Source organism: Streptomyces sp. NPDC059989, from assembly GCF_042736975.1.
In the GTDB taxonomy this organism is placed as follows: domain Bacteria; phylum Actinomycetota; class Actinomycetes; order Streptomycetales; family Streptomycetaceae; genus Streptomyces.
Window position 1 is genome coordinate 1 of sequence record NZ_JBHWUO010000086.1, and the last position, 21528, is coordinate 21528.

General features: G+C 70.4%; 10 protein-coding genes. All 10 read right to left on the bottom strand.

What is annotated here, in order from left to right; all coding sequences use genetic code 11:
* Window positions 1-48 precede the first annotated feature (48 nt).
* The 10 genes from galE to ACFWBN_RS37755 all read right to left on the bottom strand — a co-directional run bounded on the left by galE (window position 49) and on the right by ACFWBN_RS37755 (window position 21527).
* On the bottom strand, window positions 49-1062 hold the full coding sequence (gene galE / locus ACFWBN_RS37710; RefSeq protein WP_385185717.1) for a UDP-glucose 4-epimerase GalE: 1014 nt from the start codon (window positions 1060-1062) through the stop codon (window positions 49-51).
* A gap of 54 nt (window positions 1063-1116) precedes the next feature.
* Window positions 1117-2742, bottom strand: coding sequence for a glycosyltransferase family 2 protein (locus ACFWBN_RS37715; RefSeq protein ID WP_385185719.1), 1626 nt, complete (start codon window positions 2740-2742; stop codon window positions 1117-1119).
* Window positions 2743-2809: 67 nt separating this feature from the next.
* Entirely contained in the window at window positions 2810-4255 is a 1446-nt protein-coding gene (gene obgE, locus ACFWBN_RS37720) for a GTPase ObgE (RefSeq protein WP_385185722.1), read from the bottom strand.
* A 177-nt stretch (window positions 4256-4432) separates the two neighbouring features.
* Window positions 4433-4687 (bottom strand): 50S ribosomal protein L27, encoded by a 255-nt coding sequence (gene rpmA / locus ACFWBN_RS37725; RefSeq protein ID WP_030027134.1) that lies wholly within the window; start codon window positions 4685-4687, stop codon window positions 4433-4435.
* A 13-nt stretch (window positions 4688-4700) separates the two neighbouring features.
* Window positions 4701-5021, bottom strand: coding sequence for a 50S ribosomal protein L21 (gene rplU / locus ACFWBN_RS37730; protein ID WP_030715748.1), 321 nt, complete (start codon window positions 5019-5021; stop codon window positions 4701-4703).
* A gap of 204 nt (window positions 5022-5225) precedes the next feature.
* Window positions 5226-5693 (bottom strand): hypothetical protein, encoded by a 468-nt coding sequence (locus ACFWBN_RS37735; RefSeq protein ID WP_385185726.1) that lies wholly within the window; start codon window positions 5691-5693, stop codon window positions 5226-5228.
* A complete protein-coding gene (locus tag ACFWBN_RS37740) occupies window positions 5690-12619 on the bottom strand; it encodes an RHS repeat-associated core domain-containing protein (RefSeq protein ID WP_385185729.1) in 6930 nt (2309 codons plus the stop codon). Before ACFWBN_RS37740 ends, ACFWBN_RS37735 begins: the two co-directional genes overlap by 4 nt.
* Window positions 12620-12781: 162 nt before the next feature.
* Window positions 12782-16414: a LamG domain-containing protein gene (locus ACFWBN_RS37745; protein WP_385185731.1), complete on the bottom strand. Its 3633-nt coding sequence runs from the start codon at window positions 16412-16414 to the stop codon at window positions 12782-12784.
* Window positions 16414-17988, bottom strand: a complete 1575-nt coding sequence (locus ACFWBN_RS37750; protein WP_385185734.1) for an integrin alpha — start codon at window positions 17986-17988, stop codon at window positions 16414-16416. The genes ACFWBN_RS37745 and ACFWBN_RS37750 overlap by 1 nt, the downstream gene beginning before the upstream one ends.
* 323 nt (window positions 17989-18311) lie before the next feature.
* The gene (locus tag ACFWBN_RS37755; protein ID WP_385185737.1) at window positions 18312-21527 is read right to left on the bottom strand and encodes a ribonuclease E/G; all 3216 of its coding nucleotides are present in this window, start codon (window positions 21525-21527) and stop codon (window positions 18312-18314) included.
* Window position 21528: the final 1 nt, after the last annotated feature.

The window sequence follows — 21528 nt, forward strand, 5'->3', positions numbered from 1 at the left end:
CGGATGATCCGGGGCGGGCGGCTTCGTACGTACGGGATCGGGGGAAGGTCAGGCCCGGTGGACGTCCTTGTGCGCGTCCCGGCGGACGGCCTTGTTGGCCTCCCAGCCCGCCCAGGCGGAGGTGACCATCTCGCGGACGTCGTGGCGGGCCTTCCAGCCCAGCTCGCTGGTGATCTTTTCGGCCGAGGCCACGACCTTCGCCGGGTCGCCGGGGCGGCGCGGGCTGATCACGGGGGCGTAGGTGTGCCCGGTGCCCTTGTTCAGCAGGTCGACCATCTCGGCGACGGAGACGCCTTCGCCGCGGCCGATGTTGACGGTGAGGTCCTTGTAGTCCCCGGCCGCGGCCCACTCGGCGAGCTTGCGGGCCGCCGCCACGTGGGCCTCCGCGAGGTCCTCGACGTGGATGTAGTCCCGGATGCAGGTGCCGTCCGGGGTCGGGTAGTCGTCACCGAAGATCGTGGCGCCCTGGCCGGCGTCGTAGCGCTCGAAGACCATCGGGACCAGGTTGAAGACGCCGGTGTCGGCCAGCTCGGGGGCCGCGGCGCCCGCCACGTTGAAGTAGCGCAGGCAGGCGGTGGAGATGCCGTGCGCCTTGCCGGCGGCGCGGACCAGCCACTCGCCGGCCAGCTTGGTCTCGCCGTAGGGGCTCAGCGGCGCGCAGGGGGTGTCCTCGGTCACCAGGTCCACGTCGGGCATGCCGTAGACGGAGGCGGAGGAGGAGAAGAGGAAGTTGCGGATGCCCGCGGCGGCCACGGCCTGGAGCAGGACCGTGAGGCCCTGCACGTTCTCGTGGTAGTAGTACAGCGGCTTCTCGACGGACTCGCCGACCTGCTTCTTGCCCGCGAGGTGCACGACGCCGGTGATCTTGTGCTCGCGGATGGCCTCGTCCAGGGCCAGCCGGTCCAGGACCGAGCCGACCACCAGCGGGACGCCCTCCGGCACGCGGTCCTCGTTGCCCGTGGAGAGGTCGTCGAAGACGACGACCCGCTCCCCCGCGAGGAGCATCGCGCGGACGACGTGCGCGCCGATGTATCCGGCGCCACCGGTGATCAGAAAGGTCATGTGGAACTCCTTCGTCCTGTCCGTGGTTCTGCCGCTGAGGGTCGTCGCGACCCCTCAGCCCGACGCGTGGCCCGCCCTGGCCCGGTCGAGTCTGTTCCGTACGAGGTACAGCGCACCCGCGGCACCCGGCGCGAGGCGCAGCGCCAGCGAACCGGAGCCCGTACGGTACGGCTGCGTCAGCAGGACACCGTACCGGCTGCTCGGCAGCGCGCGGCGGCGCAGCAGGCCCCCCCGGGGGCGCAGGGAAGTGGACAGGGAGCTCCCGTCCGCGCATTCCACCACCACCCCGACGTGCCACGCCTGGAGCCTGCGCAGGCCGAGCCGGCGGCCGGTGGCGGCCAGGTCGGCGAGGCGGAAGGGCAGCACGGCCGTCCAGCCGCCGTCGTCGCTGTCGTCGTCCCGGCTCAGCGCCACCGGCTGGGCCAGGACGGGATCGCCGCCCGCGCGGGGCACGAAGCGCAGCTGCGCGGTGAGCGGGCCGGCCTCGGCGAGGCGTCCGTAGAGCTCGTGCAGGCGCAGCCGGACGGCGGCGTTGCCGGCCGGTTCGGCGTCTATGGTGACCGGCAGCGCGGCGATCGGCAGCTCGCGCAGCCCGTCAAGCTCGACCGGGAGCTCCTCGCTCCACACCGGCACCCCGTCGGCGCCGGTCGCGTACGGGGGCAGCAGGCGCGGCGGTTCGGCGGCGAAGCGGGTCAGCCGATCGACGTCGGCGGGCGGGGTGGCGGTGGCGCGCAGCACCCGTACGATCCAGCGGGCGTGCGGGGCGGCGGCCTCGAAGACGGCCTCGTCGAAGGTGTCGAGGTACTCGCGGGTCAGGGTCCACCAGGCGGCCTGGTAGTCGGGGTCCTTGCCGAGCTCGCGCAGGTACATGCGCAGGTCGTACTCCAGGAACTTCACCTGGCAGGCACGGCCCAGCTCGGGGGAGGCGGCGGCGAGGGTCCGCGAGGCGGTGCGGTGCGCCTCGACGCGGGCGCGCCAGTTCCCCACGTCCTTGCGGTCCAGGGAGATCGACACCTGGGCGGCGCCGCGGCGCACGTGCCAGACGTAGACGAGGTCGCCGATGACCGCGATGCGGGGGGCGGCGGCCAGGACCCGCGCGGTGAAGACGAAGTCCTCGTAGATGAACCGTCCGTCGGGAAAGCGGATCGCATGCTTGTCCAGGAAGGACCGGTCGTACAGCTTGTTGACGCAGAGCGTGTCGCGGACCAGTTCCGGCCGGTCCGCGGGCCGCTCGATCACCTCGCCCGGGGTGTAGAGCCCGGGCACCCACGGCACGTCGTGGTGCAGCGGCAGCTCGCGGCGCACGCACGCGCCGACGGTGACCGGCGCGCGGTGTTCCTCTGCGGCGCGCACCAGGGCCTCGGCCGCCCCCGGGGGCAGGACGTCGTCGCTGTCGAGGAAGAGGACGTACGGGGAGGACGCGGCCGCGATCCCGTCGTTGCGCGGGGTGCCGCACCCCCCGCTGTTCTCCGTGCGGTGCACGACCTTGAGGCGGGGGTGTACGGCGGCCAGCTCGTCCAGCACCTGTGCGGTGCCGTCGGAGGAGGCGTCGTTCACCGCGATGACCTCGGCGACGACCGGGCCCTGGGCGAGGGCCGACGTAACGGCTTCGCCCACGAGCCCGGCGTCGTTGTACGCGATCACCACGACGGAGACGGTAGGGGGGTTTGCGCTGCTCACCCCGTGGATCCTAGGCGACCCGGGTAAACATCACCTCAAGACCGCCCACCGGTCCAAAAAGGGCAGATCAGAACGGCCGGAACTCGTCGTACTCCTTCTGCGACGAGTCCCCGCGCTGGGCTTCCTTGTCCTTGCGGCGGGTGGTGGCCGGACGCGGGGCGTCCAGACGGTGGTCCTCGCCGCGGCGGCCCAGCATCTCGGCGCCGGCCATCACGGTCGGCTCCCAGTCGAAGACGACCGCGTTGTCGTCGGAGCCGATGGCGACGCCGTCACCGGCGCGGGCGCCGGCCTTCTTCAGCGCGTCCTCGACGCCGAGGCGGTTGAGCCGGTCGGCGAGGTAGCCCACGGCCTCGTCGTTGTTGAAGTCGGTCTGGCGGACCCAGCGCTCCGGCTTCTCGCCGCGCACCACGTACACGTCCTCGGCCTCGTCGTAGGCGACGGTGAAGCCGGCGTCGTCCACGGCCTTCGGACGGATGACGATGCGGGTCGCCTCCTGCTTCGGCTTGCGGGCGCGCGCCTTGGCGATGACCTCGGCGAGGAAGTACGAGAGCTCCTTGAGGCCCGTACGGGCGACCGCGGAGACCTCGAAGACCTTGTAGCCGCGGGCCTCCAGGTCGGGGCGGACCATGTCGGCGAGGTCCTGGCCGTCGGGGATGTCGACCTTGTTCAGGACGACGAGGCGCGGGCGCTTCTCCAGGCCGCCGCCGTAGAGCTTGAGCTCTTCCTCGATGACGTCGAGGTCGGCGACCGGGTCGCGGTCGGACTCCAGGGTGGCGGTGTCCAGCACGTGCACGAGGATCGAGCAGCGCTCGACGTGGCGCAGGAACTCCAGGCCGAGGCCCTTGCCCTGGCTGGCGCCCGGGATCAGGCCCGGGACGTCGGCGATCGTGTAGACGGTCGAGCCGGCGGTGACGACGCCCAGGTTCGGGACGAGGGTGGTGAAGGGGTAGTCCGCGATCTTCGGCTTGGCCGAGGAGAGCACCGAGATCAGCGAGGACTTGCCGGCGCTCGGGAAGCCGACCAGCGCGACGTCGGCGACGGTCTTGAGCTCCAGGACGACGTCGCCGGTGGTGCCGGGGACGCCGAGGAGCGCGAAGCCGGGCGCCTTGCGGCGCGCGGAGGACAGGGCCGCGTTGCCCAGGCCGCCGCGGCCGCCCTCGGCGGCGACGTAGGTGGTGCCCTGGCCGACGAGGTCGGCGAGGACGTTGCCCTCCTTGTCGAGGACGACGGTGCCGTCCGGCACGGGCAGGATCAGGTCCTGGCCGTCCTTGCCGGAGCGGTTGCCGCCCTCGCCGGGCTTGCCGTTGGTGGCCTTGCGGTGGGGGCTGTGGTGGTAGTCGAGCAGGGTGGTGATCGCCTGCTCCACCACCAGGATCACGTCGCCGCCACGGCCGCCGTTGCCGCCATCGGGGCCGCCGAGCGGCTTGAACTTCTCCCGGTGAACGGAGGCGCAGCCGTGGCCCCCGTTACCCGCGGCGACATGCAGCTCGACGCGGTCCACGAAGGTGGTCATGGTTGTTCCTCCAGATACAGCGGGAATAGTCCGGAAAATCCGGTGGCAGGCCTTGCTGCCCATTAAACGTGTCTATGTGACAACGCGCCGAGGGCGGACCTCTCTTCCCGGCTGACGCCGGGAAGAGCTGAGATCCGCCCTCGGGAAGTTACGTACGCTTGATCAGCAGAAGCTGGATCAGGCGGCCGGAACGATGTTGACGACCTTGCGGCCACGGTGCGTGCCGAACTGGACCGCACCGGCCTGCAGCGCGAACAGCGTGTCGTCGCCACCACGACCGACACCCGAGCCCGGGTGGAAGTGGGTGCCGCGCTGGCGGACGAGGATCTCGCCGGCGGAAACGACCTGACCGCCGAAGCGCTTCACGCCGAGCCGCTGGGCATTGGAGTCGCGCCCGTTCCGGGTGGACGATGCGCCCTTCTTGTGTGCCATGTCTCAGTCCCTCTTACTTCGCAGCCGCGGGGATACCGGTGACCTTGATCGCCGTGTACTGCTGGCGGTGACCCTGGCGACGGCGGTAGCCGGTCTTGTTCTTGTAGCGCAGGATGTCGATCTTGGCGCCCTTGTGGTGGTCCACGATCTCGGCCGTGACCTTGATCCCGGCCAGGACCCACGGGTCGCTGGTCACGGCGTCGCCGTCGACAACGAGCAGGGTCGAGAGCTCGACCGTGTCGCCAACCTTGGCAGTGGAAATCTTGTCAACCTCAACGATGTCACCAACAGCAACCTTGTGCTGGCGACCACCGCTGCGCACGATGGCGTACACGCGGATCTCTCTCTCGCTCGATTCGGGAACCCCTGAAGCCAGCCGGCCCCGCGGAAACCGCAGGCCGGCCTCCCCCGTACCGCGAGGCGGTGCGGGAGGTGAGGTGCTCAGTGGATGGCGGGTGCATAGACACGCCAGCGACCCAGGTTACGGGCCCCGGTCTGAGGGGTCAAACCGGGGCCCGTAGGCAAGCGAACCAGCGGGTTACGAAGCCGTCAGCGCCGTGCGGAACTCCGCGAGCAGCGCGTCCGAGAACCCTCCGGTACCGGGGGTGACCACGGTGACCATGTGGAAACCGGTCCCCAGCAGCTCCACCTCGTACGGCTCGTAACGGAGCTCACCCGCTCCGTACGGGTCGTCCCCCGGCGTCACCCGGAGCGACGACCAGGGGGCCGCCTCGTACAAGACGGCGAAGGGGCCTTCCCCGGTCCCGTCCGGCGCGTAGCCGTGTTCGTCCCACCACGTGAGCATCGCCTCGTCACGGGAGACCAGCACCTCGGCGCCCTCCTCGGGCAGCGCGGTGCCGGCCGGACCCCACGGGCGGAACCCGTCGCCCCCGGCAAGTGCCCACCGGAGGTCGGGCCGCGTTTCGGCCCAGCTCGTCAGGAACCGCTCGACCGCCGAAGCGGGCGATCCGTGGACCATGAAGACATGGTCGTCGCCTGTGATCACTTGGGGGGACTCCATCCGGAAGTGGGGCCGATGTATCTGACCCGGCTCCTCGGAATCATCACACCCTTCGGGATGGTCCAGATATGGGCACCTCGACCGCCTCGGAGCTTGGTGAACGCGCTCTTCTCGATCTGGAACTCGATCACGTACTCGGACTTCTCCTTGGTGAGGCCGAGCACGCTCTTGTAGTCGCCGGCCGCCAGGCTGCCGGGGCTTCGCGGAGTGAAGAAGGGACCCGCGCCGTTCTTCGAATCGCCTTCACGGATGTGGTAGGGGTTTCCGGCCCGAATGCCGTTGTAGCCCTTCTTGTCCGTGTAGTGGTAGACGGTGACCAGGCAGTTGTGGACGAGCAGCGGGATGTCGCCCGCGTTCACGTAGTAGTCGTGAATCCCGTCGACGGTCAGGTCGTGCGTCCGCTGCCGCTTTTCGAAGGCGCGGACCGCGACGACCGCCACGTCTCCGCTGTCCGGCGTGCTGAGCTGCATTCCCGGCTTGAGATCACCGGCTTCGACCCAGCGGTTCTCCGCCTGGACCCAGAAGGGGTGGGTGACCGTGGAAACGAGAGCAGCGGACCCGGCCGCGCCGGCCTTCCGCACCGTCAGGTCGACGAACTGCTTGTCGTCCTCCGTGACGATCGTTCCCACGACGGGGCGTGCGATCTCCGCGCCCGTCTCCGGGTCGGTGGACATCACCTTGTCACCGAGGGCGACGTCCTCGATGTTCTTTCGGGTTCCGTCTGCGAGGAGGACGGTCGTACCGGGGAGGAAGCTGTGCGCTTCGCACTCCTCGTCCTCCTTGTCCTTGTCCTTCTTTCTCTTTTTCTCCTTGTTCGCCTTCCTTACCTTCTCCAGCTTCTCCTCTGCCTTGCTCAGCTTGTCGCTGGACTTCACGAACTTGCTGATCGCGCTGTAGAGGTCGTCAAGCAGAGAGACCGCCTTGATCACGCGCTTGGCCTTGAAGAGGACCTTCAGCGCGCCACCGCCGAAATTCATCGCGATCTCGGCGGCGGCCTTGAGGCAAATACCCACCGCGGGGTTGGATGCGCAGTCCATCAGCGCATTCACCCCGATGATGTCCTTGACTTCCTCGATTATCGCCTCGGTCACCTTCGTGATCGTCTTCTTCGACGACTGGTGGTGGGTCCTGGCGGTCGTGACCTCTTCTTCGGCTTCGGTTTCCTCCTGGCCGTCGTCGCCGTCGTCGCCGCTGCCACCGTCGTCGCCACCGCCACCGCCGCCGCAGCCGATGACGAAGACGCTGCAACCGCCGCAGCTGTCACGGATCCCGTCGATGCACGGCGCGAGACCGCTCGGGTCCGACAGGGTGACCGGCGAGTTGCTCGCGTACGCGTACGCGTTCATCTGCTGGGGGTCGGTGAAGTCGACCATGGGGTCGGGCGAGATGAACTTGCCCAGCACCGCGTCGTACTGTCTGGCCCCCAGCTGCGTCAGGCCGGTGGAGGCGTCGATCGTTCCGCCCACGAAGCCGCGCTGGCCCGGCCAGGCGCCGGCATCGGGCTGCACACCTCGCGGATTGCCGTACGGGTCGGACCGGCGGGTGACCACGGCTCCGGTCGTCGCGTCGATCGCGAGCTCACCGGTCCCGTGGTGGTCCGAGGCCAGGAACGTGACCTTGTTGTCACTGGTACGGACCGCGACGGTCTGGTCGGCGTAGTTGTAGTAACGGGTCGCCTTCGCGGTCGTGGCACCGGGCGCGAGCGTGAGCTCCATGCCCGGAAGGAACACCGTCGTCCCGCTCGCGTCCTTGCGCTGGACGCGCTGGCCGGAGGCGTCGTAGAGGTAGGTGGTCTCCGCCGCCTCGTTCTTGCCGGGAGTGGTGAGGTCGTCCGGTGAGCTGAACTTCGCCAGGCCTCCGGTCGATCCCCAGGCGAGCGAGTGGGTCACCCCGCCGTCCGTCCGCGTGGCCATACGGCCCGCGGAGTCGTATCCGTACGAGGTCTGCCGGTCACCCGTGGGCGTCTTGGCGACGACCTTGGTCACCGCGTGCGGACCGGCCCCGTTCTCCCCGTAGGTGAAGGAGCGGGTGATGTTCTTGCTCGCGTTCAGACCGACGTCGTGGGAGACGTCCGAGGTCCGGTTGCCGAGGGCGTCCGTCGCGTAGGACGTCCAGTACGGCGACGGACCACCGAGCGGCTTCGTTCCCGGTGCGCCCGCGCAGGCAGACGGGGTCGACCCGATGACCGTGTTGTTCGTCCCGACCGTTCCGGAACCCCGGGAGGTCGTGGTGTCCGCGTGGGGAGTCCACGCTTCGGCCAGGCGCCGCTTGCTGTCGTACGCGAAGCACTGCACGTCGGTCGTGGCCGGCGTAGCGGTGTCCGCTATGGAGAGGATGTTGCCCGACTGGTCGTAGGAGTAGTCGGTCCGCTTGGCCGGCCCGGCCGTCGATCCCTCGATGTCGACCTGGTCCCGGGTGAGGCGCTTGGTGCCGAGCTCGTACTCCGAGGTCTGCCAGATCTTCTTGCCACCGGTGCTCAGCTGCAGCTGGAGCATCTGGGAGTCCGGCGACCAGACCGTGTTGGTGACGTAGGTGTTGATGCCCTTCATCGAGACGGGCCGCTGCATCTCGTCGTACTGGTAGGCCAGCACCTCGGCCGCGAGTCCGCCCACCGCGGGGAGACCGCTGCTCTGCGCCGAACCGTCGCGGTTGTACGCCTCCGTGTAGGTGTAGGTGCCCGCGAGGGCGCCCTGTGACTTGGGAACCGAATAGGCGGTCTTCGTCGGGCGGTAGAAATCGTCCACCGTCTGGACCACCGAGGCGAAGTACTCCGTGGCGTCGACGTAGCGGAGCGAGGCGTAGACCTGGCCGAGCATCCCGGCACGGTCGTAGCGCTGCTCGGTCACCTTCTTGCCCTGAGCCGGCGTGCCGTCGTAGGTGAACGTCGGCCTGCCCAGCCCGTCGTAGGCCCGGGAGACGATCTCCCCGGTCTTCTCGTGCGTGGTGGAGATCAGCCGGTCGGCTTCGTCGTAGGCCAGCTTGAGGGCCCCGGAGTCCGGGTCCACCGTCCGCGTCTTGCGGCCGCGCTGGTCGTAGGTGGCCGACCAGTTGTTGCCCTTGGAGTCCGTCACCTTGACGAGCTCGTCGCCCGAGCCGTACTCGTACTTGGTCGACGTGTACGGGGTACCCGGGCCCGTGAGCACCGGCACGTTGCCGTTGTACTGGCGAATCTCGGTGAGCCGACCCTGGGCATCGGTGATCGAGGTCGTGGCCAGACCACCCTGCGGGACGGTCACGTGCGACCGGTCCCCCTCGTGCTGGGTCGTGGTCCGCCACTGCTCGGCCCCGGCCACCGAGAAGATCGTCGCCACGGTGCGGCCGAGGTCGTCGTACTCGTAGCGGTTCTGCCCGGTGACGTCACCGTTGCGGACGACGAGCAGCTGGTCGGAAGGGGCTCCGGCCGCCGAGTACGTGTCGTACGAGGCCTTCAGCATGCCCCGGTTGTCGTAGAACGTGTCCGCGACCAGTCGGGTGCCTCCGGGGCCCTCGCTCTGCTTCTGCCGGGCTCGCAGCAGGCTGTCGTAGAGCATGTACTCCACGCCGTACGAGCCGTCGTTCTCGATCTTTTCGGTCTTGATGGCGAGCGGGCCGTCGGTGCGCACCAGGTAGGAGTGCTTGGAACTCGGTGTCTGGAGTGCCTTCACCCGGTCCGGGTGCCAGACCGACACCACGCGGCCCAGGCCGTCGAAGGCGATGTCGGACCGCTTGCCGTTGGCGTCGGTCTGACCGCTCGCCTGACCCCACGCCGGTTCGTAGTCCGTGATCATGGTGTGGTTGGCCGAGTTCACGGCCTTGAGGGACGTGGTGAGTCCGTTGACCTCCGTGTACGTGGTGGTGGACGTGCCGGCGGCGGGGGTCGTCGCGCTGGTCACCCGGCCGTAGCCGTCGTAGGCCTTGTCGGCCAGCCGCTGGTAGACCGCGGTGGTGCCGTCGTGCGAGGCGATGCGCTCGATTCCGGTGGGCAGGCCCCGGGTGGGCGCCGTTCCGAAGGCGAGGTTGTCGTAGAGCGTGCGGTCGTCGGAGATCACCTGGGTCTTGCGGTCCGTGGCGGCCCCGCACTGCGTGGCGACCTTCTCCGTCCGGCTGACCAGCTTGAGGAAGTTCCTGGCCGCGCTGTCCGCGTACCAGGTGCGCGTGCACGTGTCGTCCTTGGCGGCCGCGGCGACATCCGCCGCGGGAGCCGTGGCCGGCACGACCCAGCCCTTGTCGTCGACCTCGGTGGCACGACCCGTTCCGGAAGCGGTGTCGTAGGTGGTCTTCGCCCACGTCTCCCGCCAGGCGCCCGCGCCGAGCGCGGTGAACCCGCGGGTGACTTCCGGCTTGACCAGGGTCGCCCTGGTCACTCCCCAGGGCTTCGTCTGGGTGGCCGTCGCGTGCTTCCACGGCGTGTGGACCGCCTTGCTGGTGACGCTTCCGCCGCTGTAGGTGGCGGACTCCAGCTCGAAGCCGACGTAGTCCTCGTCATCGGTGTACTCGGCACCCGTGGAGTCGGTGATCTTCGCCGAGCGGGTGCCCCCGGCCGGCAGCCGGTCGCCGTTCAGGCCCTGGAAGTACGTGTGGTCGACCCGCGTCCGCTGCGAGTCGTCACCCCCGCTCGTGACGGTGACCTTGCCGTAGCCCTGCCAGTCTCCCCAGGTCAGGAACTTGTCCGGGGTGATGCCGTCGGGCTTGGAATGCCGCCAGCCCGCCGGGCCCTGATAGTCGTACCGGGTGACCATGTTCTCGCCGCCACCCGTGCGGTCGATCTCGATGATCTCGGCGACGACGTACTTGTGGAACCAGTCGTCAATGGGCTCCAGGGAACCGGGAGGTGCCCACTTCACCGGGTAGCAGCGCTTGGTCGACTCACCCGGCTTGGGCAGCGCGGTCGCCGAGCAGTCGGTCGGGGCGTAGTTGACGCCCAGCTGGGCTCCGGTCTCGCTGAGTACGGTGGCGAGACGGAAGCGGTGGAACGGCGCGATGTTGTCGCCGTCCTTGTCGACACGGTTCGCGAACTGCATGCCGAACAGTTCGACCGCGGGAACCTTGGCAGCGGTACCGATACGGCCCTCGTGGTCGATCTTCGACAGCCACAGGGCCTTCGAAGAGTCGCCGTTGTCCGTGAACAGGTGCGTGAACGACCAGGCGTCCACGTCCTGGTACTGGGTGGCGTCCTTGCGCATCTGCGTGACGACCGATGTCAGGCGCTTGGTCGTGAAGAACGTCGTGGAGTACTGGTCGGCGCCGCACTTCGTGGCGGCCTTGCACTCGCGGTCGACCGGGGTGTCGGGCCACTGCGACGCGTTGGCCTTCGTGCGCTTGCTCTCCGCACAGTCGAACTCGGGAGTGGGCAGGCAGCGCTCGGCCACGTTGAAGAGGACCCGCGCCGGGGCGGCCTCCGTGTAAACGGCTCCGTCCCGCTGACCGTAGTCGATGCGCTTGAGGTAGCCCGCACGGACGTAGGCCGTGCCGTTGACGTCGGTCTTCCCGTTCAGCGCGTAGTGATTGGTCTCCTTCTCGTAGAAGTGCGACATCACATTGCCGTGGGGGTCCTTGACGTAGTCGAGGTTCCACCGCCATGCCTGGGCGCAGTGGGCGTTGGCGAACGTCGCGTTGTAGCAGGGCTCACCGGAATCGTCGCCGAAGACGGGGGCGGTCCAGACGGAGGCCGTCTCCTCCTTGCCCGCGGCCCAGCCGGGCAGACGGTTCAGACCGAAGTGGTACTCGGTCCCGTCCGCGGTCGTGATCTTCCAGTACTCGCCGTCGTTGTCACCGTTCGCGGCGCCCGACAGCTTCTCGACCTTCGAACCGTCCGAGTTGCTGAGCTTCCACTGGCCGGTGGTGTCGTCCTTGATGATCTGGGAGGCGTTGCCGCCCAGCATCACGGTGGCGTTGTCGTGCGCCCAGCACTGCTCGGCCGAACCCTCGTGGCCGTCATCGGAGCACGACTTGTACTGCCGCTCGATGTAACCGGGTTCGTAGCCGAAGCCCTCACCGATCCAGGAACCCTGGTTGTTGGTCGCGGACGTACGGCCGTCGATCGACTGGGACGTGTACGACAGGCCGACCGTCGGAGCCAGCTTGCCGGGCACCGGGACGGTGCGCAGCGGGTACGACCAGCTGAAGCCACCGGTCGACTGCGCCACGCTCCAGCTGGCCGACGGCGCGAGGCCGGTGGCACCGAAGTCGCCCTGGGACGACGAGGAGCCCGCGGTGAGCGCGACCAGCGGCTCACCGGAGACCGACATGGTGGACGCGCCCTCACGCTTCGGCACGGCCGTGACGTCGGCGCTGACCGTGCGTTCCTTCGCGTTGTTCACCGTACGGAGCGGCCTGGGCAGCTCGGGGCAGGCCGCGCTGCCCGGCTCGGCGACGGCGGCGCAGGCCGGCAGCTGGACGAGCCGCAGGCGGGAGCCGTAGCCACCGCCGTAGCCTTCGGCGAAGGCCGAGTAGTCCACGTTCAGCCGGACCTGCGCGGCCTGCTGACCCTGGTCGGCACGCTGTACACGGAGCAGCGCTCCGGCGCCGGCCTCGGCGGCCTGAGCGGCGTCGAGGACGTCGACCTTCACCTTGGCGGGCAGGGACTCGCCCCGCGCCTCGGCGGACAGGGCCGGTCCTGCGGCCTTCGGGGGCGCGGCTTCGGGGCCGGTGACCGTGAGGGGCAACCCGCCCGCCACAGCCTTCGTACGGGCATCAGACCCTCGAGCGGCCACGGCGACCTCGGCGCTTCCGCGCCCCGGCCACGTGGCCTTGGACAGTTCCCTGACCGCCGCCTTGCGGGCCGCGTCGTCGGGACGGCCCTTGGCCTTGCCGTTGCTTCCCTTGACCAGGTCGCGCGACGACTGGACCCCGGGGCGGCCCGCACCCCGGTCCGTGGGTTCGACAGCTCCCACGGTGGACACCGCGAGCGTCAGGCTCAGCCCGAGAACCACCGTTCTGAGACTTCTTCTTGACAAGTGCCGATTGAGCAATCGGCCACGTAGAGACATCAATGCACTCCATGGATCAGAGCGTGAGCGGGCATGTGAGAACCGGGTGGGTGCACACCCTTGGGGAGCGCACCCACCCGTGGGGTAGGACTGGAAGAGACCGGACTAGATCTCGGGAACGGCCGTCGGGTTGGCCATCTGAAGGAGCGCCACCGGGTCGACCGCACCGTTGTAGGCGCGCACCTCGTCGATGGAGCCCGCGAAGTACTCGGCGCTGCCGCGGATCGAGCGGCCCACCTGAAGGCCGCCGGTGGCGGCCCAGACGGTCTTGTCGACGCCGCGTGCCGAAGCGAGGTGGCCGTTGACGTACAGCTTGATCTCACTGGCGAACGCGTCGTAGACCACGGCCAGGTGCTGGCCGCCGCCGTCCGTGTCGGGCAGCGTCTGGTCGTCGCGGAACACCTTCATCGGCGCCGAGGCCGAGTCGGTGCCGGCCACGGCCAGTTCCCACTGCCGGGTCGAGGCCTGGTACCTGACCTGAATGCGGTTGGCCTCCTTGCCCGGGAGCGAGAAGACGGTCTGCGACTTGGTGGGGTCCAGGGAGAGCAGCCGGACCCGGGCGGCCAGCGTGAAGCTCGCCGCGCCGGTCACCGGTGCGCTCGCGGTGGAGGCGTGGCCGTTGGTGCCGTCCAGCTCGAGGTGGCCCTCTCCGACGAGCGGGGAGAGGGCGAGGACGTCCTCAGGATCGGGCCGGTAGATCGATGCGTTGCCCGCCAGGGTCAGGCCCGCGCCGCCGCCCGTCTCCGGGGAGACGGCACCGGTCGCCGCGTCGAGCTGCCAGTAGCCCTTGCGCTCGGGCTTGACCGTGATGATGTCGGAGACCTGGCCCGGGACGAGGACCCGGTCGAAGACGCGGATCTCGGCGAGGTCGCCCTCGAAGGCGTCCTCGTAGCCGGCCTTGTCGATGTGGCGGCCGATCTGGAGCGGGCCGTACGAGCGCCACGGGGAGCGGCGCTGGATCTCGCCCTTCAGCACGTTGCCGACGTACAGCTGCTGCTTGCCGCTCTGGCTGTCGTAGACGCCTGTCAGCAGCACCCACTCGTCCTTGACCGGGGTGACTCCGGTCGCCAGGGCCTTCCATTCGCCGAGCGTGTCCACGTCCTGGACCGGGGTGGAGAACTTCCAGGTCTTGGCCATCGCGTCGTAGCCGAGGACGAAACCGGGCTCGCCGGAGCCGTCCTGGCTGACCACCGTCAGGTCACGGCCGAGGTTGGACGGCTTGACCCAGGCGCTGACGCTGAAGCTCTTGGAGGTGTCCAGAACGGTGTTGCCCGCGTCCAGGTAGGCGTTGGCGGTGCCGTCGAAGCGGGCGGCCGCGTCGATCTTGCCGCCGGGGCCTTCGACGCCGAAGGTGACGCCACGGCCGAAGGCGGCGGGGTACTTGCCCTGTTCCTCCTTGGCCGCGGCGGTGTCCGGCGCGTCCGCGAGGTTCCACTGAGCGGTGACGGGGGCGCCCGCCGACACGTAGAAGGTGTGGCGCGCGACGGCGCCGGGGTGTCCGGCACGGTCCTTCGCGGTCACCTGGACCCAGTGCGGACCGGGGCGCGTGGGCGCCCAGTTCACCGAGGCCGGCCCGCCGGCGGTGGCGTTGGCCACCTCCTTGTCCGGCTCGCCGTCGAAGGCGTAGCTGTACTTGACCACGTCCGTGTCCGGTACCGCGTCGTTCGGGTTCGGGGAGAAGGTGAAAGAGCCCTGGACGCCGACGCCGTCGTGGTAGGTGCTGTCGGACGGGTACTGCGCGGAGAAGACGTTCGGCATGCCCGGGAACGTCTTGTCGATGATGAACTCGCAGGTGCCGCTCTCAGGGCTCCAGCCGTCGCCGTCGTACGTGGACGCACTCCACTGGATGACCCTGTTCTCCGGGAGCGTCGAGTTCACCGTGTGCTGGAAGCGCGTGGTCGTGGTCGGCGACATGTACGGCGTGTCGTACGTGTAGCTCTTGGGCGTGACCATCCCGGCCGTCCCGTCGGCATTCGTGCGGATCTCGGTCCAGGACACCTTGAAGCGGACCATGACCTGGTCGGTCTGGCCGTCGGCGTGGTCGGGGTCGTTGGCGATCACCGAAAGCGTCGGCGGTACGTCCGAGTAGGGGCGGGCGGTCCCGGTGGTGCACGCGCCTCCGGGGTTGGAGGTCATCGCCGAGGTCTGGATCTGGCCGGGCGGGCTGTTGTAGCTGATGCTCAGGTAGGCGTTGCCGCAGACCCGCTTCCAGCCGGGGTAGTCGCTCTCGTCCTGGGCCTTCAGGCCGAGGACCATCGAGTTCCAGCCCTCGTTCGCGGCGGTGCGGATGTTGTTGGTGAGCCCGCCGTTCGCGCCCGACTTGAAGTGCAGGTTGGCCTGGGATTCGCAGCTGGTGGGCTGGATCTTCTCGTTGACCGTCTCCAGGTGCGTCGACCAGTTGCCCGAGGTGTTGCGCCAGGTGTTGCCCGAATCCAAGTGGGCGTCCCTGCCGGCGACCCGGTAGAGCTGGATCGGCTCCGCCTTGGCGTCGGCCCAGTACACGTGCTGCACCCGGGCGCTGAAGGTGGCGCTCAGGATCTGCTTGCCCTTGTAGAAGGACAGCGGCATGTCGAACATGACGCGGCGCACGCCGATGCCCTGGCAGGTCAGGCGGTTGTAGTTGATCGGGCACAGGCCCACGCCCGCGCTACCCGAGTACTGCCACTCCTTGTTGTCCGGCATCCCCGACATGACCGCGGTCCAGCCGGAGCGGTCGGTCGTCCGCTGGATCGGGTCGATGACCACGGGGAAGACGGTCTCGCCGTCCTTCAGCAGCTTCTGGTCCGGGACCAGCGTCAGCTTGTCCTGGGACACGTCGATGCCGAGCGCCGCGGCCTTGCCGCCACCGCCGGGGCCCTCCAGAGCGGGCGCCGGCGCCTGGGGCGCCGTCTTGGCGGTGGGGGCGTCCGCGCGCGCCGCCGAGAGGGAATCGGCAACGGCCTTGGGGCCCTTGCTGCGGGCCGCGGTCTCCAGGACGCCGGCCGAGTCCCACATGGTGGGGGCGCCGGACTGGAAGACCGTGCCGCCGACCGCGCTGTCCTCGGCGGTGAGCGCTCCGGTCGCGTCCTTCTTGTACGTCAGGCCCTTGGTCTTGAGGCCCATGTCGAGGCGCTGGAGGCGGGGGTCGGCGGCGGCCTCCTTGGTCTTGACGACCAGCAGGTGGCCGAAGCCGTCCGACTCCGCCCTGACCTTGAGGTCGACGCCGGGCAGGGCGTCGGCGTAGGTGGCGGTGTCGCCGTCCACCACGGGGGCGGTCAGCTTGCCGTAGGGCCAGGTCAGCGACATCTCGCGGGGGCCGCGGCGCATGGTGACGAAGGGCTTGCCGGCCTCGCCGCCCGAGAAGGTCAGGGCGACCGTGGTCGCCTTGGGGGCGATGCTGCCGTCCGCGCGCTTGACCAGGGTCTTGTCCACGTCGACCCACTTGCCGCCCTGAACCGCGTGGACCGGCTCGGTGTACTCGCGTGCCGTGAACGTGCCGTCGGGCGCGGCGAGGATCTCGCGGCGCTCGGTGCGCATGCCGAGGACCTCGACCTGCTTGCCGCTCTGGCGGGCGGCGTTCAGGGCCTCCGCCTCCGTCTGGACCGGGGCTCCGACGGCCACCGGCACGGGGCCGCGGGTGTCCGGCCCGAGGGCCGATTCGAGGCCGATGCCGGTGGCGAGGACGGCGCCCGCGGTCACCGCCGCGAGCGTGGCGCGCCGGAGGATGGCCCGACTCAGTCCGGGTGTCTGGTTCGGCATCAGCGGACCACCGTTCCGAAGGTGGCGGCGTCGGCAGGGATGCCGCCTTCGCCTGGCTTGAAGGTCTGTGAGGGTGCCCCGGCCGTGGTGACGTTCCACGGGAAGAGGTGGACGGCGCGGCCGGCGGCCGGGCCGTACGGCAGGCCGACGTACAGGCCCGCGGAGCTGCCGGCGATGCTCATGCCGCCGTACTGGCGGGGCGCGGCGGTGGTCGGCAGTCCGTAGCCCGGCGCGAGGAGTTCGTCGCTGTCGCCCGGGGGACCGATCAGGGGCAGGATCTGCACCTGGCCGCGGTCGGCGAGGCCGTTGGGGCCCTCCTCGCCCGGAACGCCGACGGCCACACGGGTCGCGGTGGGCGTACTGACGTCGTTCGCCGCGGTGTTGGCGGCGGCGACGCGCTGGCCGAAGTGGTCGCCCGCCTCGGCCGCGCTCTGGACGTTCGCGACGTTCTGGTCGATCCAGGCCGTCTCCGTGAAGGCGCCGGCCGCGTCGAGCCGGAAGACCTGCACGGCGCCGGCGTCCACGTTCGTGCTCAGGTCCTCACCGGGGCTGCCGACCACCAGGAGGGACTCGGTGGTGCTGGTGGCGCCGGCGGCACGGTGCGGCACCGCCGCGAGGGACGTGGCGAAGCCGTCGCCCGTCTCGCAGGCGCCGAACACGTTCGGCGAGTCCTGGTTGATCACGCTCAGCGGCTTCGGCATGCCGGAGACCAGGGTGTGGCTGAATATCGTCACCGAGCCGGCGTCCGCGATGAGGCCCTGGGCCTCACCCGGAGAGCCGATGGCGAGATGGGTGGGGGTGGCCGCGAGGGTGGCGCCGAAGCGGTCGTACGGCTCCACGGCGTCCGGGACGGCTCCGGCCGTGGTGGCGTCCTGGTGCAGGAGTCCGGAGGTGAGGGTCGTCGTTCCCGAGAGGTAGATCGCGGCGCCGGCGTCGACCGCGGTGCCGACGTCCTCACCGGGGGAACCGATGACGAGGAACGGCACGCCCGTCGAGGCCTTTCCGGCCGCGAGGGAGTAGCCGAACCAGTCGTACGCCTCGGGTGAGAGGCCGGTCACGGGAGCGGTGCCCTGGACGTACTGGACCGTCGCCTTGCCGCTGCCGAGACCGGTCGGTGCGCCGTAGACCAGGACCACCCGGCCGGCGTCCACGAGCGTGCCGACGTCCTCGTTCGGGGAGCCGATGGCGAGGTCGCTGCAGCCGTCGAGGTCGGCGTCGTACACGGCCATGGAGTAGCCGAACAGGTCGCCCGCCTCGGAGCCCCCGGACTTGGCGCTCTGCTGGGTCAGCTCCAGGACCCCCTTGCCGCCGCCGTACACGATGTGCACGAGTCCGGCCTTGGAGACGCCGTCGGCGGTGGCCTCGGGGTCGGCGATCGCGGTGTCGCGGATGCCGTCGCCGTTGAAGTCCGATTCGGCGCCCGCGCAGCCGGTGGCAGCCGCCGCCGTGCCCACGAGGGGTGTCGGTGCCGCCGTCAGGGCGAGGGCGAGGGCGGTGGCCGTCAGGGCCAACATCCCTCTGGCGGCACGCCGCCGCCTGGCCGCGCCGATCGGCGCGGTGGTCGTTCTGCTCACGTGGTTGTTCCGATTCCTTCGATTCCGCAGGGCGCGAAAGCGGCCCAAAACGGGAAGAACGGAACGTGGGAAACGCGTGACACAAGGCGACGGCGCGCGGGTCAGTGCGCGACGTCAGACCATCCCCCGCTCGTCATGGATCCCCCCGCGACAAGCCGCCTAATAAGCGTTCGGCCACTTTGGCTTGATTACGCCGGGCGAACAAGGGCAATGTCCGACATTGCATGATCTAGATCCCTAACGGATTGATCACACCGACAAAAAGGCCCCGCCCGGCACCGAAAGGGTGCCGGGCGGGGCCCGGGTCAAGCAGAAACCGCTGGTCAGTCCTCGGTCGGAGCCGACACGGAAGGCAGCGTCTGCTGCTCCGCCGCCGCGGTCTTCTTCGTGGTCCGCTTCGCCGCGGTCTTCTTGGCCGTCGTCTTCTTGGCGACGGTCTTCTTCGCGGCCGCCGCCTTCTTGGCCGGGGCCTTCTTCGCCGTGGTGGTCGCCTTCTTGGCGGCCGTCTTGCGGACCGCCTTCTTGGCGGGAGCCGGCTCCTCGGCCTCGGCCGGGGTCTCGGGCTCGGCCGGGGCGGTCTCGGGCTCGGCCGCCGGGGACTCCACGACCACGACGGCCGCCTCGGTCGCGCCTGCCGGGGAACCGGCCGGCGCGGTGGCCTTACGGGTGGCACGACGGCGCGGACGGGCCGGCGCGGCCTCGGCCGCGGGGGCCTCGGCGACGGGCTCGGGCTCGGCCGCCACGACGACCGGCTCCGGCTCGGGCTCCACGACCGGCTCCGGCTCCGGCACGACGACCGGCTCCGGCTCCGGGGCCACCTCGGCCGCGGGGGCCGGGGCGCCCGCCGGGGCGGTGGCCTTACGGGTCGCGCGGCGACGGGTACGGCCCTTCGGCGCGGCCTCCTCCACCGCCTCGACCGTCTCCACGACCTCGGAGACGACCACGGGGGCCGGCTCCAGGACCGTGTCGGCGGGCTCGGTCACCGGCTCGGCCTCGGCCACGGGGGCCGGAACCTGCGCCGGAACGGCCGTACCGCGCGGGGCGCCCGCCGGAGCGGTCGCCTTGCGGGTGGCACGGCGGCGGTTGCGACGGCCGCTCAGACCCGCGGCGGCCTCCGCCTCGGCGGGGCTGCTGTACAGCTCCTCGTCCGCGACGAACTCCGGCTCGGGCAGCGCCCGCGGCGCGGCGGCCTCGGCAGCCACCTCCGCCTCGGATTCAAAGGCCTCCGCCTCGACCGTCTCGATCTCGTGGTCGTGCTGGTCGAACTCGGCCTTGCCGGCGCGGCGCTTGGCGCGCTTGCCGTTGCCGCCGATCGCGGTCGGGGTCTCCATGTGCACGATGACACCGCGGCCGTTGCAGTGGACGCAGGTCTCGGAGAAGGACTCCAGCAGACCCTGGCCCACCCGCTTGCGGGTCATCTGGACCAGGCCCAGCGAGGTGACCTCGGCCACCTGGTGCTTGGTGCGGTCGCGGCCCAGGCACTCCAGCATGCGCCGCAGCACCAGGTCGCGGTTGGACTCCAGGACCATGTCGATGAAGTCGATGACGACGATGCCGCCGAGGTCGCGCAGCCGCAGCTGGCGCACGATCTCCTCGGCCGCCTCCAGGTTGTTCCTGGTGACGGTCTCTTCGAGGTTGCCGCCCTGACCGGTGAACTTGCCGGTGTTGACGTCGATGACGATCATCGCCTCGGTCTTGTCGATCACAAGCGAGCCGCCCGAGGGCAGCCACACCTTGCGGTCGAGCGCCTTGGCGAGCTGCTCGTCGATCCGGTACGTCGCGAAGACGTCGACCTCGGAGGTCCAGCGCGACAGCCGGTCGGCCAGGTCCGGGGCCACGTGGTTCACGTAGCCGTGGATGGTCTCCCAGGCGCTGTCACCGCTGACGATGACCTTCGAGAAGTCCTCGTTGAAGATGTCGCGCACGACGCGGACGGTCATGTCCGGCTCGCCGTACAGGAGGCTCGGCGAAGAGGTCGAGATCTGCTTCGACTTCTTCTGGATGTCCTCCCACTGGGCCTGCAGACGCTCGACGTCGCGGCGCAGCTCGTCCTCGCTCGCACCCTCGGCGGCGGTGCGCACGATGACGCCCGCGTCCTCGGGGACGATCTTCTTGAGGATGGTCTTCAGGCGCGCGCGCTCGGTGTCGGGCAGCTTGCGGCTGATGCCGGTCATCGAGCCCTCGGGCACGTAGACCAGGTAGCGGCCGGGCAGCGAGACCTGGCTGGTCAGGCGGGCGCCCTTGTGGCCGATCGGGTCCTTGGTGACCTGCACCAGGACCGACTGGCCGGACTTGAGGGCCGACTCGATGCGGCGCGGCCCGTTGGCCATGCCGAGCGCCTCGAAGTTGACCTCGCCGGCGTACAGGACCGCGTTGCGGCCCTTGCCGATGTCGATGAAGGCGGCCTCCATCGACGGCAGCACGTTCTGGACCTTGCCCAGGTAGACGTTGCCGACGTACGAGGTGGCTTCCTCCTTGTTGACGTAGTGCTCGACGAGCACGTTGTCCTCAAGGACGCCGATCTGGGTGCGCTCGCCGGACTGGCGGACGACCATCACGCGCTCGACGGCCTCACGGCGGGCCAGGAACTCGGCCTCGGTGATGATCGGGACGCGGCGGCGGCCCTGCTCGCGGCCCTCGCGGCGGCGCTGCTTCTTCGCCTCCAGGCGGGTCGAGCCCTTGATGGACTGGACCTCGTCGGAGGAGGTGGACTCGGTGCGCTCACGGGCCGGACGCGGCTCGCGGACCTTGACGACGGTACGGACGCCGTCCTCCTCGCCCGCGGCGGACTCGCCGGTGACGTCGGTGGGCTCACCGCTGCGACGGCGGCGACGGCGGCGGCGACGGCTGGAGCTGGAGCCGAGGGCCTCGTCGGACTCCTCGTCCTCCTCCTCTTCGGCCTCCTGCTCGGCGGCCTCGGCAGCGGCCTCCTCCTCGGCGGACTCGTCGAGGTCGGCGGACTCGCCACGGCGGCGGCGACGGCCACCGCGACGGCGGCGGCGCGAGGGGCGCTCGCCCGACTCGTCACCCTCGTCGAACTCTTCCTCCAGCTCGGCGGCCTCGGCCTCCGGCTCCTCCTCGGCGAGCACCTCGGGGAGGGAGACCGGCGCGGACTCGGCGGCCGGGGCGGCGGGGGCGGCCTCGGCGGCGCCGCGGCCGCGGCGACGGCGACGGCCGGCCGGCTGCGGGGCGGGGGCCTGCACGGCCTCGGCCTCGATCTCGACCTCTTCCTCCTCCTCGACCTCTTCGGCCGGGGCGGCGGCGCGAGCGGCCATGGCGGCCATCGCGGCGGTCTCGGGGGTCTGGAACATCGGCTCGGCGAAGACCGGGGCCTGGAAGACGGCCACGGCGGGACGCCCGGCGCGGCGGGCACGGGCCGGGGCGGCGGGCGCCTCGGCCTCGGCGGCGGGCTGCGCGGCGGCGGCCGGAGCGGCCGCGGCGGAGGACCGGGTGGCGCGGCGGCGGCCGCCGCCCATCGGGCACTCCAGCGCGTCGGCGCCGGGGCAGGTACGGGCGGCGGCCGTGGGGGCCTCATCCACC